This is a genomic window from Chlorogloeopsis sp. ULAP01 (assembly GCF_030381805.1).
Classification (GTDB): Bacteria; Cyanobacteriota; Cyanobacteriia; order Cyanobacteriales; family Nostocaceae; genus Chlorogloeopsis.
Genome location: NZ_JAUDRH010000004.1, coordinates 279763 through 296219 on the forward strand (window position 1 = coordinate 279763; position 16457 = coordinate 296219).

The following is a 16457-nucleotide window of genomic DNA, read 5'->3' on the forward strand; positions in this document are numbered from 1 at the left end:
CATAGCAGCGTAATCAAACACCAATGGAACCTATAGCAATCTTCTAGAATGCTTATAGATAGTTCTGTAAGTAGAAATCAGCTTGCCTACACCCATCTCAATATAATTAGATTAGTTAAATGCAATCAAAACGCATGAATCCCACAACATAAATTTGTTGATTTTAGGGTATTCGTAGCAAATATATCTTCAAAAGGCCACCCGAACTCAAAAAGTCAAACACATTTCCAAGTAGGGGTTACTGGCTTCATCGTTCACAAACGGGAGAACACTGAATTTATGGCAAGAATAGAAACCCGCACTGAACCTATGGTGCTGAACATGGGGCCTCACCATCCCTCAATGCACGGGGTTCTGCGGTTAATTGTGACTTTGGATGGCGAGGATGTCGTTGATTGTGAACCGGTAATCGGCTACTTGCATCGGGGAATGGAAAAAATTGCGGAAAACCGCACCAATCTCCAGTATGTCCCCTATGTGAGTCGTTGGGACTATGCGGCGGGTATGTTCAATGAAGCCGTTACCGTTAATGCTCCAGAAAAGTTAGCGGGCATTACCGTTCCCAAACGCGCCAGTTACATCCGCGTGATTATGCTGGAGTTAAACCGCATCGCCAACCACTTGTTGTGGTTTGGCCCTTTCCTTGCGGACGTAGGCGCTCAAACTCCCTTTTTCTATCAGTTCCGCGAACGAGAAATGATTTACGATCTGTGGGAAGCAGCCACAGGTTATCGCATGGTTAACAATAACTACTTCCGGATTGGAGGAGTAGCAGTTGACTTGCCCTATGGTTGGGTTGACAAGTGCATGGACTTCTGCGACTACTTCTTGCCCAAGGTAGACGAGTACGAGCGCTTGGTTACCAATAACCCCATCTTCCGCCGTCGGGTAGAGGGTATTGGCACCATCACCCGCGATGAGGCAATTAACTGGGGACTTTCTGGGCCGATGCTACGTGCTTCTGGCGTGAAGTGGGATTTGCGCAAAGTAGACCATTATGAATGTTACGATGACTTCGACTGGGAAGTCCAGTGGGAAACTGCTGGTGATTGTTTAGCCCGTTATATGGTGCGGATGCGGGAAATGCGCGAATCTGTGAAGATTCTCAAGCAAGCTCTAAAAGCGCTTCCGGGAGGCCCATACGAAAATTTGGAAGCCAAGCGGATGCAAGCTGGGCCTAAATCTGAGTGGGATGCGTTTGATTATCAGTATATTGCCAAGAAAGTTGCTCCTACCTTTAAAATTCCCAAAGGTGAAATCTACTCCCGTGTAGAAAGCGGCAAAGGAGAATTGGGAATTTATTTGGTTGGGGATGATAACGTTTTCCCTTGGCGTTGGAAGGTTCGCCCGGCAGATTTCAATAACCTACAAATTCTTCCTCATCTGCTGCGGGGTGTGAAGGTAGCAGATATTGTAGTGATTTTGGGTAGTATTGATGTGATTATGGGGTCGGTAGACCGCTAAGTATTAGTAGGGTAGGCAATGCCTACTCTACAGCAATTTATTTTTTCCACATCCCAATTCCCATAACTTAGTAATCAAAAAGCTGCTTTGATAAGGAACAGGGAATCAAGAACTACTGTTACCTGTTCCCTGTTCCCTGTTCCCTATTTACACTTCTGCCACTAATTGTTCTTGTTCTTTTTCTACAAATACCTGAACACGGGTACGGTACTGTCTCAAAGTTTCATCCACCCAATCGCGATCATGACTGTTGGCGTACAAATGTACGAGTGGTTCGCTAGCATCTGGTAAAACTAGCACCCAACTGTCATCGTGAGGTTGACAAATTTTTACCCCATCTATTAATTCTAGGTTTTGGGCTGGGTGAGTTTCCACTAAGTAGCGCATCAGCGCTCCTTTGGCTGTCCAAGGGCAACGAATTGTGTGAGATCTGTGAATCACACGCGGTAATTCCGCTCGCACAGAAGCAAGCGATCGCTCCTGAATTGTCAGCATTTCTATAATCTTGGCGATACAGAACATTGAGTCAAACCCTGGATGCAGTTGCGGGAAAATGAAACCCGTGTCTGCACTACCTCCCAAAACTACATTTGTAGTTTTGTAACTTGCTTCCATCAGTGCTGTGGGATTTGCCTTGGTGCGAATCACTCTGCCATCGTGGCGACGGGCAATTTGTTCTACAGCGCTGGATGCATGCACTGGTACAACGACTGTCCCTCTAGGATTAGAAGTTAAGATCATGTCTACCATGAGTGCTGTTAACATTTCGCCACGAATCGGTATGCCAGATTCATCGACTAAAATCAGTTGTTCACCATTCGCCGATACTTGAACACCAAAGTTAGCTTTCAATGCCTCCACTACCTGCCCTAACTGTGCCAGTAGGGCTTCGCGATCGGTAGTAGACACTGCTGTTTTATTGAGACTAGCATTAAGTACTACCGCATCTGCCCCATATTTATCTAACATTTGCGGTAGCACCGCACCAGACACGGCATAAACGTAGTCAATTACCACTTTGGCACGACTGTTACGCAGTGTATCAATGTGTAAGAGCTTTTCAAAAGCTGTGCAATAAATGTCAACTACTTGGCTGGGATAGGCAACATCACCAATTTCATGAATGAGCGATCGCCGCATATCTTCTTTGAAGTAAGCTCCTTCAATTTTCTTTTCTTGGGCTTTGGAAATATTAATACCCTTGGCATCCAAAAATTCGATCAAAATGTAATCTGGGCGATCGGGATGCACCCGCACGTGGATACCGCCAGCTACTCCCATCGTTGGTATAACTGTCCGCGCGATCGGGATAGCTGTAGCATCCAGGTTCTGAATATTAATACCCACCGACATCAAACCAGCAATTAGCGATCGGGTAACCATCCGAGAGATATTTCTTTGATCGCGCGAAACTGTGACTTTAGAACCAGGTTTCAAAGTCGAACCATAGGCAGCACCCAACTTCACCGCAAATTCTGGGGTAATATCAATATTCGCTAATCCTTGTACACCCCGTTGTCCAAACAAGTTACGTTGAGCAGTGTTACCCCAAATTAAATTAATATTTAAAATTGCCCCAGACTCTATCTTTTTACTTGGCCAGACTCGTACACTCGGACTAATTTGGGCCTCTTCTCCTACGGTTGATAATGAACCGACTACAGCAGCTTCCAATACATGAGCACGACGATCTACACGAGTACCACGAGAAATCACACAAGCCGACAAATGTGCCTCATCGCCTATAATTGCTCCATTCCAAACAATTGGGCGTTTGAGATTAGCATCAGCGCCGATGGTGACATTATCTCCAATTACGGTTCCTGCTTCAATATTAACTCTGGCACCGATGCGACAATTGTCACCAATAATGGCAGGAGTTTCAACTATAGCAGAGGGGTCTATATAAGTATTTTGACCAACCCATAAGCCTGGAGAAATTTCCTGATAAGGAAAGTCAAGTTTCACTTTCCGATCTAAAGCATCATATTGAGCATCTCGATAGGCGTCTAAGTGACCAACATCGCACCAGTAGCCTTTAGCGATGTAACCATACATTGGCTCGCCTTTTTCTAGTAATAACGGAAATAAATCTTTAGAGAAGTCAGATTCTTGATTAGCGGGTAAGTACTCTAAAACTTCTGGTTCTAGAATATAAGCGCCGGTGTTAACAGTATCAGAAAAGATTTCGCTAGTAGAAGGTTTTTCTAAAAAACGGCGAATTCTGTCTTCTTCATCAGTAATTACGACTCCAAATTCAATTGGATTGGGAACGCGGGTTAAAATCAAAGTTGCTTTTGATTTTTTTTGTTTGTGAAATTCAATTGCTGCACTCAGGTCAAAATCTGTAATACTATCTCCACTAATTACCAAAAATGTTTCATCCAAAAGTTCGGCAATATTTTTCACGCAGCCAGCAGTACCCAAAGGTTGATCTTCTTCTACAGCGTAAGTAATTTGTACGCCAAAATCATTACCGTCTTGAAAATAATCCCGTAAAGCATCAGGTAAATAATGCAGTGTAGCAATTATTTCTGTGATTTCGTGTCGTTTGAGAAGATTAATAATATGTTCGGCAATCGGTCGGTTTAGAATTGGTACCATCGGTTTCGGGAGATCGCAAGTTAGCGGACGAAGTCGCGTTCCCGATCCTCCTGCCATCAGTACTGCTCGCATACAATCCTCCTTGAGCTATTTGCACCACTTGCTGCGTTAAGACCAATCAGATAAACTTTTTCTTCTTTCTTTAGTCTCCTACGGATGTTGAAATTTGAGGAACTTCCACAAGATGCATCTAGGAAGACGTAAGTAAAACTACTCTCCACACTAGCTTGTTTGGTAGGGGATAGGGAACAGGAGAACATGGAGACAAAAAGATCCGGGGACACGGAGAAGAATTCTTCCCTATCTTCCCTATCTTCCTCACCCACTCTCTAGGGCGCTCCCAAGGCACTGCCCCTATTTCTCCCTCTCCCCTCGCTACTCAGGGGAAGGCTGATTTAAACTGGGGTATAGAGGTTTATAAATTGACTGAAATGCCGAACTACGGTGTTTAAGTATGTTTTATTAATGTTGGTGATGGAATACCACAGTAGTGTGGGAATGCTTAACTCAAATTTTTTTGTGGAGTTAATTGGAATGGGAGAGTTAATAGGTATCGTAGTGATAGTAGGTTACGCAGCTGGCGTGTGGAAGTTCTGGAGTGGATTTAGAAAAACTAATTTCAACCAAAGCCTTAGCAATCGCCTGAGTTTATCCTTACTGTGGCCTGCTCTGTATATTAGTAATAAATCCTATCGTCAAAACTTTAGAAAGGCTCTCAAAGGTTAAAGGCTAATTGTCAATTTCTAGTTATGAGAGTAGGGCAGTGGGGCGAATTTGGATAATTGGTGGAACTGCTGAAAGTGCTGTATTAGCAAAAGCGATCGCCCACTCTCAAATTCAGTGTATTGTTTCTGTCACCACAGAAGCAGCGCGATCGCTCTACCCAAATGTAGCACCATTGCAAGTTTGGGTAGGGCGTTTAAATTTTATAAATCTTAATGAATTCTTGTATCAACACCAAATTACTGCGGTTTTGGATGCATCCCATCCTTATGCGGTGGAGATATCTCAAAGTGCGATCGCTGTCTGTCAAAAATTACAAATCCCCTATTTACGCTACGAACGCCCGGTTTTGGAAGAGAGGGAAAGAAGGGAAATTATTTCTTTAGATAGCTTTAATACTTTAATATGTGGAAACTACTTAGAAAATCAACGAGTGCTATTGACTATAGGCTATAGACAGTTGCATCTATTTCAGCCTTGGCAGGAGCGAGCAATTTTGTTCTCAAGGCTACTTCCTTCGGTGACAGCTTTAGAAGCAGCTTTTAAGGCAGGATTTACAACAGATCGAATAATTTGCTTGCGTCCTCCCATCTCAGTTGATTTAGAAAAGGCACTGTGGCGACAGTGGAACATTTCTTTAGTTGTTACTAAAGCATCTGGGCAGGCGGGAGGAGAGGACGTCAAGCAAAAAGTGGCAGCAGAGTTAGATGTGTCTTTAGTGGTGATTAGTCGCCCAGAGGTTAATTATCCCCAGCAAACGACCAATGTTTCAGAGGCATTGGAGTTTTGCTGTCAGCACGTAATTCGTACTTGAAATGGAAACTAACTTTAGTTACTGTCTTTTTCCATTGGTCAGAATATTGATAGCTGCACCTGCTACTGCACCATCAATTGCACCACCAACAACATCTTTGCCTCCGTTAAGAATAGCACTAGTTGCTGCACCCGTAGCTGCACCAGCTGCCAGATCTTGAACTAAGTTACGGTTTCTACGGTTTTGAGGTTGGCGTCTAGTGCCATGAACAGTGTTGACAGCAGCACCAGCAGTAGCACCTTTAGCTGCATTTCTGACTACATTACCACGCCCTCTAATCGCACCAGATAAAATACCAGCGCCGGCTCCGATCACGGTATCTTGGAGGATGTATTCATCAGCAGATGCAGGTTGAGCAGGAAATAAGCTAACACCCATTAAGCTGGCAGCCATCAGGTTAGGTATGAGTGCGCGCTTGAAAATCTTATTCATAGATCTACGTTCCTCAACTAATTTACCCAATCAGAGGACAGTCAAAGTTGAAATTGTGTTGCTTTGTCCCACGTTTTGAGGATAAACAACAGCAAAGTTTTTCTGAGTGAACACTACTTCATAATACTTGTAGCATACTCTTGTGCCATCACCCATTTGGGCTAAATACATAGCCTGATTTTTAGAATCTGGAATCGCTTAAAAGTTCCAAGCATTTCTAACGGTTTGCCAAAAGTGTATTTACTCTATCGCGGCGATATTTAAGTTTCAGTAAGTTTCAGACTTATCAAAAAGCCTGAATCCATTCTTTGATTGTGTATTCAGTCCAAACACCGTTTTTCCAGTAAGGATCATTTTCTACTAATTGGCGCACTGTGTCTTGATCTGGAGCTTCGTAAATGCCAAAAACTTTGGTTAAATCTTGGGTAGGACCAATAGTAATTAATACACCAGATTCTTTCTGTTTTGCTAATCCATCTAAATGTACTTGACGATAAGGAGCGCGTTTTTCAAGTACATCTTCGCAGTAACTTCCCCACATTACGTATTTTGGCATAATTAATTGTTAATGGTTAATGTTAATGGCTAATTGCTAATGGCTAATGGTTAATAGCAACGAACAATTAACTATTAGCTATTAGCATTCTGATTAACTTCTCAAAGAGACGCCAAATTTCTCCACCAATGTATCGCGGACTTTTTGATGCACGGGTTCTACTTCTGCATCGGTGAGAGTGCGATCGCTGGCTCGATAGATTAAGCGGAATGCTAAACTCCGCTGCCCTTGAGGTACGTGTTCGCCGTGATACTCATCAAACAATTCCACAGACTCCAGCAAATCTTTGCCAACTTTGGTAATAACTTTTTCAATTTCTGCAACTGTCACTTTCACTGGTGCGAAAAAGGCAATGTCTCTGTCGGTAGCTGGATAAGTAGAATAAGGCTTGAAAGCAGGAACAAGAATTTCATCTTGATCAAGCGCATCCAACAACACATTTAGATCCAACTGGAATATGGAAATTGCATCTGGTAAATTTTTTTCTCGCTGTAGTTGGGGATGCAGTTGTCCAAACACACCCAATCTAGAACCTCCCAGCCATAGGGAAGCGGTGCGCCCTGGGTGTAAGCGGCGATCGCGGCAATCGGGTTGATATTCCACCTGCAAGCCCATGAGTTGAAATACGCTTTCGAGTATGCCTTTGGCTTCAAACCATGTCATGGGTTGTTCGCGCCCGCTTCTTATCCATTTGCTAGATGTAGGATCGCCTCCCATAATTCCGGCTAGGGCATCTGCCTCTTGCAATCCATTTTCTTCTTGCCAAAAAATACGCCCAATTTCAAAACCATTGAGAGAGCCGTTGCCTTGCTCTAAATTGTATTGAAAAGCATCAATCAACCCGGAAATTAAATCGGTTCGTAGCGCTGAATATTCTACAAATAAAGGGTTGGCTAGCACTATTTGTCTATCTTCTCCCGGTTTTACCAAGGAGTAGTGCATTAATTCTGTCAAACCTTTGGCTCGAAAGGCAGCGCGCAATTTGCGCAACATTTCTTGTTCAAAAGGTAAATAGCCTGCTTCTGACTTTTCTGGCAGAGTATCGCAGAAGCGATCGTAACCGTAGAGGCGGGCGATTTCTTCAATCAAATCAATTTCTCGCTCCAAGTCCCGATAACGATAGGGTGGTACTGTTACCATCCAAGTACGCTCTTCTATAGGAGTGAGTTGGCACGATAGGGCAGTGAGGATGCGCTCTACATCTTCACTTTGTAATTCTCCGTTTTTTTCTCCCAAATCAATAGGCCCTAACACCTGATTAACTCGATCTAAACGCAATTCTATCGAACGTGTCCAAGTTGATGGATCGGGGCGGGTATCGGCTATTTCCTGAGTCACAAGCTTTCCAAAAGCAAGTTCCGTTAGTAGGGATAAGGCGCGGCGTGTAGCTATTTCCAATCCAGCGCTATTCACGCCCCGCTCGTATCGGGATGAAGACTCGCTTCTTAACCCCACACTTCGAGAAGAACGACGAATCGCTACGGGATCAAATAGTGCAGCTTCTAATACTAGATTTTGCGTATTTCCATGGACTTCCGTTGCTTCACCGCCCATTACTCCTGCTAAAGCAACAGGTTTATCATTGGCAGTAATTAACAAATTTTGGGTGGAGAGAGTGCGAGTTTGCCCATCTAGAGTTTTCAGAGATTCTCCTGCATTGGCAAAGCGGACACCAATGGTTAATTTTTCGCCTCCAGTAACTGATTGTAGGCGATCACAATCAAAGGCATGTAGTGGTTGTCCCCATTCCAACAATACATAGTTGGTAATATCTACTACATTATTAATCGGTCGTACTCCCGCAGCCCGCAACCGTTGTTGCAGCCATTCTGGAGAAGGAGCAATTTTAACTTGTTTAATGACTGTGCCAATATAAGCGGGGCAAGCTTGCGTATCAGCTACTTTAATCGCTAAATTGCCTGCGCCTTGGGGAACCGATGCTTCATCAGGTTCGGGAATAGTCAATTTTGCACCTGTGAGGGCTGCTACTTCCCGCGCTATACCTACCATACTTAAAGCATCAGCGCGGTTAGCAGTAGCAGTCACATCTAAAATCACATCATCTAAACCCAATAGCGATCGCACATCACTACCCAGTGGCAAATTTTCTTGGGTAAAAATATGAATTCCATCTACATCGCTAGGCAAACCCAGTTCTTTTAGAGAGCAGATCATGCCATTTGACGGAACACCACGCAGTTTTGCAGGTTTAATCTTTAAATCAATATTTGGTAAATAAGTGCCTACTGTTGCTACTGGCACATAAATATCTGCTCGGACATTGGGAGCACCGCAGACGATATTTAAAGTCTCACCTGTGCCAACATCAACTTGGCAAACACTTAATTTATCAGCATTGGGGTGGGGTTGGCGCTCAAGCACTCTTCCCACAACAACACCATCTGCCCAAGTGCGGCGATCTTCAATATCTTCAACTTCAAACCCCGCCATTGTCAGAGTTTCTGCTAAATCTTCCGGGTTGAGCTTTACCTCGACTAGTTCCCGCAGCCATTTAATAGAAATACGCATGGAATATGTGCTTGTGCGAAATCAGAGCTGAAATCAGAATGCAATGACTATTCTAGAACTAATCGCTGAAGTTCCTCACCAAATACAACAAGCAATATTATTCATTCCCCTCCTCACTTGCGGGCAAGGTTAGGGCTGGGGTTTCTCTTTGGAGAGAGACGAAGGGAGACATAATTCTTCCGGAAAACTGCTGTAACGTTCTGTTGATTAACAATAAACTGAGTTTGATTCAAATATCAGACAATATAGAAACGAGTGTCACAAGTTAAGGTCGAAATGTGATGAATAAAGCGACGTAAGTAACTTACCTACAAAAGCTATCATTAAACGAGTAGCATAGGTGATTTTGCCCTGATCTAGAAAAATTACCCAAAAAAATGAGTTATTTAATGCTTTAAACAAGAACCGCCATCAAAACCAGATAGTTGTTGTGATGAACTGAATTAATAGAATTTTGTAAATGTGCTGTATTTATTCATCACTATAAAAATTCATGGTTATTCAGAACAAACTTTATAGGTTTGCCATAGTAAAAGATATTGTATTTCGAGTTAAATTATTCATTTTTATAAATCAATTTTATTTCCATAGCATAGCCGAGGTGTTATCAAATCTGAACTGTGCTAGTTTTATTAAAATTTTTATAAAGTTTAAAGTAAGTAGTTTTAAGTATTTTTTGATGAAGGTTAATTCTATTTTTATTTTAGGTTTTGGTGATAGTATCGATTGTTTAATTCTGTTAATGGATTTCATCTAAAATATTACTGTTCTACACGAAATCTTTAAGAGAATACGTCAGCAAAGGTACGTAATTATAGTATTCTAGTTTAATAATGTATAAATTTTTTATCAGCACTTCTACAGTAATGCCAGCCTCTGGCAGGTTCCCTTCTTAAACTATTAACTAAGTCTTAGGGAAGATTTTTGAGAAGTTGTGCGTATTCTGGTAGCAGCGACTTGTTTCATTGTATAGTAACCAATCTACTGAACCATATATACTATCTGAGGTTTAGCAGTACTGGAGACTATAATACTCTGAACAATAGGTAAACAAATCTTTGGAGTTCGACATAACAAGAGAAGTTATGCAAGATACATTAAAACTTGATGAAGTAGTTGAATTTGCCGAAAATCCTGAGCCACGTTGTCCTTGTGTGCTGCTACTCGATACATCCGGTTCAATGCAAGGAATACCAATCAATGCATTGAATGAGGGGTTACTGAGTTTTAAGGATGAATTAATTAAAAATTCCTTGGCATCCAGGAGGGTTGAAGTAGCAATAGTCACCTTTGATAGTCATGTCAATGTTGTACAAGACTTTGTGACAGCGGATCAATTTAATCCGCCCATATTAACTGCCCAAGGCTTAACTAACATGGGTTCTGGAATCCATAAAGCCCTAGACATGATTCAAGAGCGCAAAGCTCAGTATCGCAGTAACGGTGTTGCTTATTATCGTCCTTGGGTATTTATGATCACTGACGGAGAACCGCAAGGCGAGTCAGATAACATCATAGAGCAAGCTACGAAGCGTTTGCAAGTAGATGAGGCCAACAAAAAAGTGGCTTTTTTTACAGTAGGTGTAGAAAATGCCAATATGACACGGTTAAGTAATATTGCTGTCCGTACTCCATTAAAGCTAAATGGATTAAATTTTGTAGAGTTGTTTGTCTGGCTATCTGCGAGTATGTCAGCAGTTTCCCATTCAAAAGTAGACGAACAAGTGGCGCTACCTCCAATTGGTTGGGGTTCTGTTTAATTGAGATTTCCTGCTTACACTCACACAGCTGTCGGAAAATGGCTTTATGAAAACTTCAATTAAAATACCTCAATGGCGGGTAGTCGCCGCATCAGTATGCGGTACAAGTCACATAAAAAATAAGCAGCTGTGTCAGGATGCTCACCATTTTTTAATATTGCCAGATAATGTTTTAGTGGTGGCAGCAGCAGATGGTGCTGGATCTGCCATTCTAGGTAAGGTTGGGGCGATGGTTGCGACAGAAACCGCAGTCGAAACTATATCTCGAAAAGAAACTAATCAGGCTGCACTTGAAGATGACGCTGTAGTGCGATCGCTTCTAATGGAGTCCATATTAACCGCCAAAACCGCCGTGGAAGAGGAGGCTGTTGCCTGCAACAAAAAGCCACACGATTTGGCAAGTACATTAATTGTTGTAATTGCGACTCCGGGACTTGTGGCAGTTGCACAAATCGGAGATGGCGTGGCAGTAGTGAAGGATAGTATGGGCAATCTGAGCGCACTTACCACTCCTGACAACGGAGAATACATGAATGAAACCACTTTTTTGGTTTCACCTGGTGCCATAGAAAGAGTACAAGTGAAAATATTACGTCAATCTGTAGTTAATCTCGGTGTTATTACTGATGGACTTCAATGGTTAGCGATGAACATGGCTATCAGCGCCCCTCACAAACCTTTCTTCCTTCCTTTGTTTGACTTTGTTGCTAACGCTGACGACAAAATAGTGGCGAAAGAGCAACTGGTAAAGTTTTTGCGTTCAGAGCGAATCGCGCAAAGGACAGACGATGATTTGACCCTGATCGTAGCAGCGCTAACTGATTAACTAATAATCACAAGACTATCTCTCCAAGCCTTCGAGAGTTTCGTCAACCTATCCCCAACTACTTATCGAGATAAACATCATTATGCAGGTACTACGTTGTCTTCCCAACCAAACATTAATTCCTCTCAATCTCACTGTCAGTTTAGGGCGTGGTGGTGAAGCCTGTATTTATACAGTGCCAACTGATGCCAACTTAGTGGCTAAAGTTTATCACAAGCCATCAGAGCAACAAGCTCGCAAACTTGAGGTGATGCTCTCTCACCCACCAGAAAACCCAACAGCTAGCTTAGGACACATTTCGATTGCTTGGCCTTTGGAGTTGTTAAGAGCAAAAGATAGTAGTGACAGCATTATTGGTTTTCTAATGCCGCGCATTCGGGGAATGCGTCCAATCATCGATTTCTACAATCCCAGAACTCGTCGAGAGCACTGTCCTCTATTTAGCTACCAATACTTGCTTCGCACCGCTCGCAACCTAGCAGCTGCTTTTGCAGCTTTGCATGCCAGTGGATACTGTGTTGGTGATGTGAATGAGTCAAATATTCTTGTCAGCGATACAGCTTTGGTGACAGTTGTAGACACAGACTCATTCCAAGTAAGCGATCCAGACAACGATTTCGTTTACCGTTGTCCTGTTGGTAAACCAGAATTTACCCCACCAGAACTACAAAATAAAACTTTCGCTCACTGCGATCGCGCTATTCCCCATGACTTATTTGGTTTAGCAGTACTAATATTCCAACTGTTAATGGAGGGTACGCATCCATTTTCTGGTATTTACACAGGCGCAGGTGAACCACCTCCTTACGAAGCTCGCATAGCAAGTGGTCATTTCACTTACAGTAAGAATCATTCTGTACCCTATATTCCTACTCCAATCGCACCTGCTTGGAAAATTCTGCATCCCAGTTTGCAGGATCTGTTTGTGCGTTGTTTTGAAGAAGGACACAATAACCCCTTACTGCGTCCTAGTGCGCAAACTTGGGCTTTAGCTTTGGCAGAAGCTGAAGAATCCTTAATGAACTGTGAAGTTAACCCCCAACATCGCTACAGCAACCATTTACAATCTTGCCCTTGGTGTGAACGCGCTTTAAGATTGGGAGGACGCGATCCTTTCCCCTCACCAGCTGCGATCGCGGCAAAAGAGCATCTCAAACCCCGCCCACAATCAAGAAAGCGCTATTCCCAACATCGGCGTGCTCCACAGCCAGTTATTCCATTGCAACAAATTCATCGTTACAGTTCATTTGCTCATCACAATGTTCCTTTTTACAAACCTGCCAGAAAGCCCAAATTTTATCCAATTATTCTTGGCTTGCTTGGATTGGGTACATTAGGATATTTAGACTTAGTAGTTAAATTTACTAGTCGCCCTTATCTAACTCAAAATTCCTACTCTCAACAAACATTTATTTCTCCTAATACCAACAATGCCAATCGTAGAAATCTGACGTTTGCGGAGTACTATAAGCAAGGGCATGCCTCTTACAAACTCAAAGACTATGATCAAGCGATCGCAAACTTTTCTCTTGCAATCCAACAAGCTCCCACATACGCCAAAGCCTACATAAATCGGGGCAATGCCCACTATAACCTTAAAGATTATGAGGCTGCAATTGCAGATTATAACCAAGCAATTCAAACTAACCCCAAAGAATTCAAAGCATATGTTAATCGGGGTAATGCTCGCTATATGCTTGCTGAATCTAGTAGCGATCCTGAAAAATATTACAATCTAGCAATTAGTGACTTTAATAGTGCTTTGCGCTTTAATGAAAAGGAAGTGGAAGCATATATCAGAAGAGGCATTTCCCACGCTCAAATTGCCAAATATACAGGTGATTCGCAACTGAATTATCAAAAAGCCATAGCTGATTTTAATCAAGCGATCGCTATTAATCCATCAAGGGCAGAAGCCTATTTCCAACGCGGGCTTGTCCGCTATCAAACTGCTCAATATGGTAGTGACTTTGAAAAAGAATACAACCAAGCGATCACAGACTTTGATCAAGCTTTACTTCTTAATTCACGATTAGCAAAAGTTTATCTGAAACGAGGAATGGTTCGCTATGAACTTGCTCAGTATGGAGGCAGTGAATCTAGTGTTAATAAAAATAAAGCAATAAATGATTTGCAGACTGCTGCCAAAATTTCCCTTGAGCAAGAAGATGTTGATAATTATCAACAAGCCCTCAGTAGTATCTGCGTAGTTCTTGAAAATAAGTGTGAATCAGTCTTCCAAAACACTAATTTTTTAGATTAGAACAACTAAAAAAGTAAATAACAAATCATATATTGGCATTGGTAGCTAGCTTATTCTAAATTAGAAAGAGTGAAATTACTCAAAACCGTTGAAACTCTAGCTAGCTACTTTGTTATACATTTATATTACTGAAAAAGAAGGCTTACTATAATTTCAAGCTTTTTAATTTTTTTACAGTCAAATAAAGTTTTTTTACTCAGCCTTCATAATAATTAGCAGAAATACGCTTAAATTATATACTTGAGAATTTAGCAATCAATAGTTGCTTGATTTAAGTTTAGAAACAGTCAAACAATCATTAATACTTATAAAAATCCGAGGCAATTGCATGAAAGCAGTGATTTTGGCTGGTGGGTTAGGCACACGCCTAAGTGAAGAAACTAGTATCAGACCAAAGCCTATGGTTGAAATTGGCGGGAAGCCAATCCTATGGCATATTATGAAGATTTATTCTGCCCACGGTATTAATGACTTCATCATTTGCTGCGGTTATAAGGGTTACATCATCAAGGAGTATTTTGCCAACTACTTCTTACATATGTCAGATGTAACCTTTGATATGCGGTTTAACCAAATGAGTGTACACTCAGGTTATGCTGAACCTTGGCGCGTCACTTTGGTAGACACAGGCGACAATACCATGACTGGTGGCAGATTAAAACGAGTCAAGGAACATATTGGAAACGAGACTTTCTGCTTCACCTACGGTGATGGTGTATGTAATGTTGATATTACAGAACTAATTAAATTTCATCAAGAACAAAAGACCTTAGGAACACTCACAGCTGTTCAACCCCCAGGACGTTTTGGTGCAATTATATTAGGACAAGAGCAAACCACAATCACCAGCTTCCATGAAAAACCAGAAGGAGATGGTGCTTGGATTAATGGTGGTTATTTCGTATTAGAACCTGAGGTAATCAATCTCATCCCAGATGATTCTTGTGTTTGGGAAAAAGAACCATTAGAAAAACTTGCAGAAATGCAACAGCTATCTGCCTTTAAACATAATGGTTTTTGGCAACCAATGGATACATTAAGGGATAAAAATTATTTAGAAGAGCTATGGAAGAGTGGGAAAGCTCCTTGGAAGGCATGGTAGGCTATAAATCTAGTTTAGAGAGCTATTAGTGATGAAATGAATTGACCATTAACTTCTTGATTGTGCATCACTCATTCATCACTCAAATTTCATTTATTGTTGTGGAAGGGCCATTTTACCAATGTACGATTTTGCAATTATAGGTGGAGGAATTGTAGGTCTTTCCACCGGTATGGCTTTAGGTAAACGCTATCCCCATGCCCGGATTTTAGTACTAGAAAAAGAAAGTAAATGGGCATTCCACCAAACTGGTAACAATAGCGGTGTAATTCACTCTGGTATTTACTACAAACCAGGAAGTTTTAAAGCTAAATTTTGCCGTGACGGCTGCCATTCAATGGTAGAGTTCTGCCAAGAACACGGAATTGATTATGAAGTTTGCGGTAAAGTAATTGTTGCCACTGAAGAAGAAGAATTGCCACGTTTAGAGAACCTATACAAGCGTGGCTTAGAAAATGGTATAGAAATTAAAAGAATTAGCCCTGAAGAAGTTAAAGAAATCGAACCTCATGTCAAGTGTGTAGGTGGAATTCACGTACTTTCGACGGGTATCGTCAATTATAAGCAAGTTTGCGAAAAATATGCTCAAATAATTGCACAGCAGGGTGGTGAACTGCGACTCAATACCAAAGTTGAAAAGATTATTACCACTAGCAACACTCAAGTACTAGAAACAAGTAATGGCACTTTTGAAGCTCGTTTTGTGATCAATTGTGCTGGATTGCACAGCGATCGCATTGCCAAATTAGGCAAAGCCGATCCGCAAGCAAAAATAGTTCCTTTTCGAGGAGAATATTACGAACTCACCCCAGAAAAGCGCTATCTAGTAAAAGGCTTAATTTACCCCGTTCCTAATCCAGAATTTCCCTTCTTGGGCGTGCATTTTACCCGCATGATTGATGGTAGCGTTCATGCCGGGCCAAATGCTGTTCTTAGCTTCAAGCGAGAAGGATATAACAAAACAGACTTTGACTTGCGTGATTTTGCCGAAGTTATGACTTATGCAGGGTTTTGGAAACTGGCAGCAAAACACGCCGATGAAGGAATTAAGGAAATTGTTCGTTCCTTTAGTAAAGCAGCTTTTACGAAAAGTTTACAAAAACTAATTCCCGAAGTCCAAGCAGAAGATTTAGTTCCCACCCACGCTGGAGTTCGCGCCCAAGCATTAATGAATGATGGTAAGTTAGTAGACGACTTTTTGATTATTCATGGGCAAAATTCCGTTCATGTGTGCAATGCTCCTTCTCCAGCAGCGACTTCTTCCATTGAAATTGGTAAAGCAATAATTGCACAAATTCCTGAGCAACAGCATTTAAAAACTGCACTAGTTTAAGTCTGTAGTTGCTTGTAATTTTTAGCGCAAACAATCCGCAGAAGTTAACAA

At 41.8% G+C, this 16457-nt stretch carries 12 protein-coding genes; 8 read left to right on the forward strand and 4 right to left on the reverse strand.

The genetic code is table 11. From position 1 onward, the window contains the following. The first annotated feature begins 279 nt into the window (after positions 1–279). The gene (locus QUB80_RS09815; RefSeq protein ID WP_289789312.1) at positions 280–1464 is read left to right on the forward strand and encodes an NAD(P)H-quinone oxidoreductase subunit H; all 1185 of its coding nucleotides are present in this window, start codon (positions 280–282) and stop codon (positions 1462–1464) included. 147 nt (positions 1465–1611) lie between these two features. On the opposite strand, the gene QUB80_RS09820 is transcribed toward QUB80_RS09815, so the two are convergent. Beyond that, on the reverse strand, positions 1612–4140 hold the full coding sequence (locus QUB80_RS09820; protein WP_289789313.1) for a mannose-1-phosphate guanyltransferase: 2529 nt from the start codon (positions 4138–4140) through the stop codon (positions 1612–1614). Positions 4141–4542: 402 nt separating this feature from the next. Here QUB80_RS09820 and QUB80_RS09825 point away from each other — a divergent pair, with 402 nt between their 5' ends. Beyond that, positions 4543–4794: a hypothetical protein gene (locus QUB80_RS09825; RefSeq protein WP_502875289.1), complete on the forward strand. Its 252-nt coding sequence runs from the start codon at positions 4543–4545 to the stop codon at positions 4792–4794. Between the two features lie 37 nt (positions 4795–4831). Then, complete coding sequence (locus QUB80_RS09830) at positions 4832–5605, forward strand: cobalt-precorrin-6A reductase (RefSeq protein ID WP_289789315.1); 774 nt, start codon at positions 4832–4834, stop codon at positions 5603–5605. Positions 5606–5623: 18 nt separating this feature from the next. Here the strand turns inward: QUB80_RS09830 and QUB80_RS09835 are convergent, their stop codons facing one another. The 3 genes from QUB80_RS09835 to pheT form a co-directional block, all read right to left on the reverse strand. Beyond that, positions 5624–6037: a hypothetical protein gene (locus QUB80_RS09835; protein ID WP_289789316.1), complete on the reverse strand. Its 414-nt coding sequence runs from the start codon at positions 6035–6037 to the stop codon at positions 5624–5626. A gap of 286 nt (positions 6038–6323) precedes the next feature. Beyond that, the gene (locus QUB80_RS09840) at positions 6324–6593 is read right to left on the reverse strand and encodes a YciI family protein (RefSeq protein ID WP_289789317.1); all 270 of its coding nucleotides are present in this window, start codon (positions 6591–6593) and stop codon (positions 6324–6326) included. 93 nt (positions 6594–6686) lie between these two features. After that, positions 6687–9122 carry a phenylalanine--tRNA ligase subunit beta gene (gene pheT / locus QUB80_RS09845; RefSeq protein WP_289789318.1) on the reverse strand — a complete coding sequence of 812 codons (2436 nt, stop codon included), beginning with the start codon at positions 9120–9122 and terminating at the stop codon, positions 6687–6689. 1085 nt (positions 9123–10207) lie between these two features. On the opposite strand from pheT, the gene QUB80_RS09850 reads away from it, so the two are divergent. From QUB80_RS09850 to lhgD, 5 genes are all read left to right on the forward strand, one after another. Beyond that, positions 10208–10882 carry a vWA domain-containing protein gene (locus tag QUB80_RS09850; RefSeq protein WP_289789319.1) on the forward strand — a complete coding sequence of 225 codons (675 nt, stop codon included), beginning with the start codon at positions 10208–10210 and terminating at the stop codon, positions 10880–10882. A 46-nt stretch (positions 10883–10928) separates the two neighbouring features. Further along, the gene (locus QUB80_RS09855) at positions 10929–11708 is read left to right on the forward strand and encodes a PP2C family serine/threonine-protein phosphatase (RefSeq protein ID WP_289789320.1); all 780 of its coding nucleotides are present in this window, start codon (positions 10929–10931) and stop codon (positions 11706–11708) included. A gap of 82 nt (positions 11709–11790) precedes the next feature. Further along, positions 11791–13971, forward strand: coding sequence for a tetratricopeptide repeat protein (locus tag QUB80_RS09860; protein ID WP_289789321.1), 2181 nt, complete (start codon positions 11791–11793; stop codon positions 13969–13971). 328 nt (positions 13972–14299) lie between these two features. Further along, positions 14300–15073, forward strand: coding sequence for a glucose-1-phosphate cytidylyltransferase (gene rfbF, locus QUB80_RS09865; RefSeq protein WP_289789322.1), 774 nt, complete (start codon positions 14300–14302; stop codon positions 15071–15073). Positions 15074–15194: 121 nt separating this feature from the next. Continuing rightward, positions 15195–16406, forward strand: a complete 1212-nt coding sequence (gene lhgD / locus QUB80_RS09870) for an L-2-hydroxyglutarate dehydrogenase (RefSeq protein WP_289789323.1) — start codon at positions 15195–15197, stop codon at positions 16404–16406. Positions 16407–16457: the final 51 nt, after the last annotated feature.

Bases quoted from the DNA above. Each gene is read 5' to 3' on its own strand.
- QUB80_RS09860 (WP_289789321.1), top strand. From the start codon at position 11,791: ATGCAGGTACTACGTTGTCTTCCCAACCAAACATTAATTCCTCTCAAT.
- pheT (WP_289789318.1), bottom strand. From the start codon at position 9,122: ATGCGTATTTCTATTAAATGGCTGCGGGAACTAGTCGAGGTAAAGCTC.
- QUB80_RS09820 (WP_289789313.1), bottom strand. From the start codon at position 4,140: ATGCGAGCAGTACTGATGGCAGGAGGATCGGGAACGCGACTTCGTCCG.
- QUB80_RS09835 (WP_289789316.1), bottom strand. From the start codon at position 6,037: ATGAATAAGATTTTCAAGCGCGCACTCATACCTAACCTGATGGCTGCC.
- rfbF (WP_289789322.1), top strand. From the start codon at position 14,300: ATGAAAGCAGTGATTTTGGCTGGTGGGTTAGGCACACGCCTAAGTGAA.
- QUB80_RS09840 (WP_289789317.1), bottom strand. From the start codon at position 6,593: ATGCCAAAATACGTAATGTGGGGAAGTTACTGCGAAGATGTACTTGAA.
- QUB80_RS09815 (WP_289789312.1), top strand. From the start codon at position 280: ATGGCAAGAATAGAAACCCGCACTGAACCTATGGTGCTGAACATGGGG.
- QUB80_RS09855 (WP_289789320.1), top strand. From the start codon at position 10,929: ATGAAAACTTCAATTAAAATACCTCAATGGCGGGTAGTCGCCGCATCA.
- QUB80_RS09825 (WP_502875289.1), top strand. From the start codon at position 4,543: ATGGAATACCACAGTAGTGTGGGAATGCTTAACTCAAATTTTTTTGTG.
- QUB80_RS09850 (WP_289789319.1), top strand. From the start codon at position 10,208: ATGCAAGATACATTAAAACTTGATGAAGTAGTTGAATTTGCCGAAAAT.
- lhgD (WP_289789323.1), top strand. From the start codon at position 15,195: ATGTACGATTTTGCAATTATAGGTGGAGGAATTGTAGGTCTTTCCACC.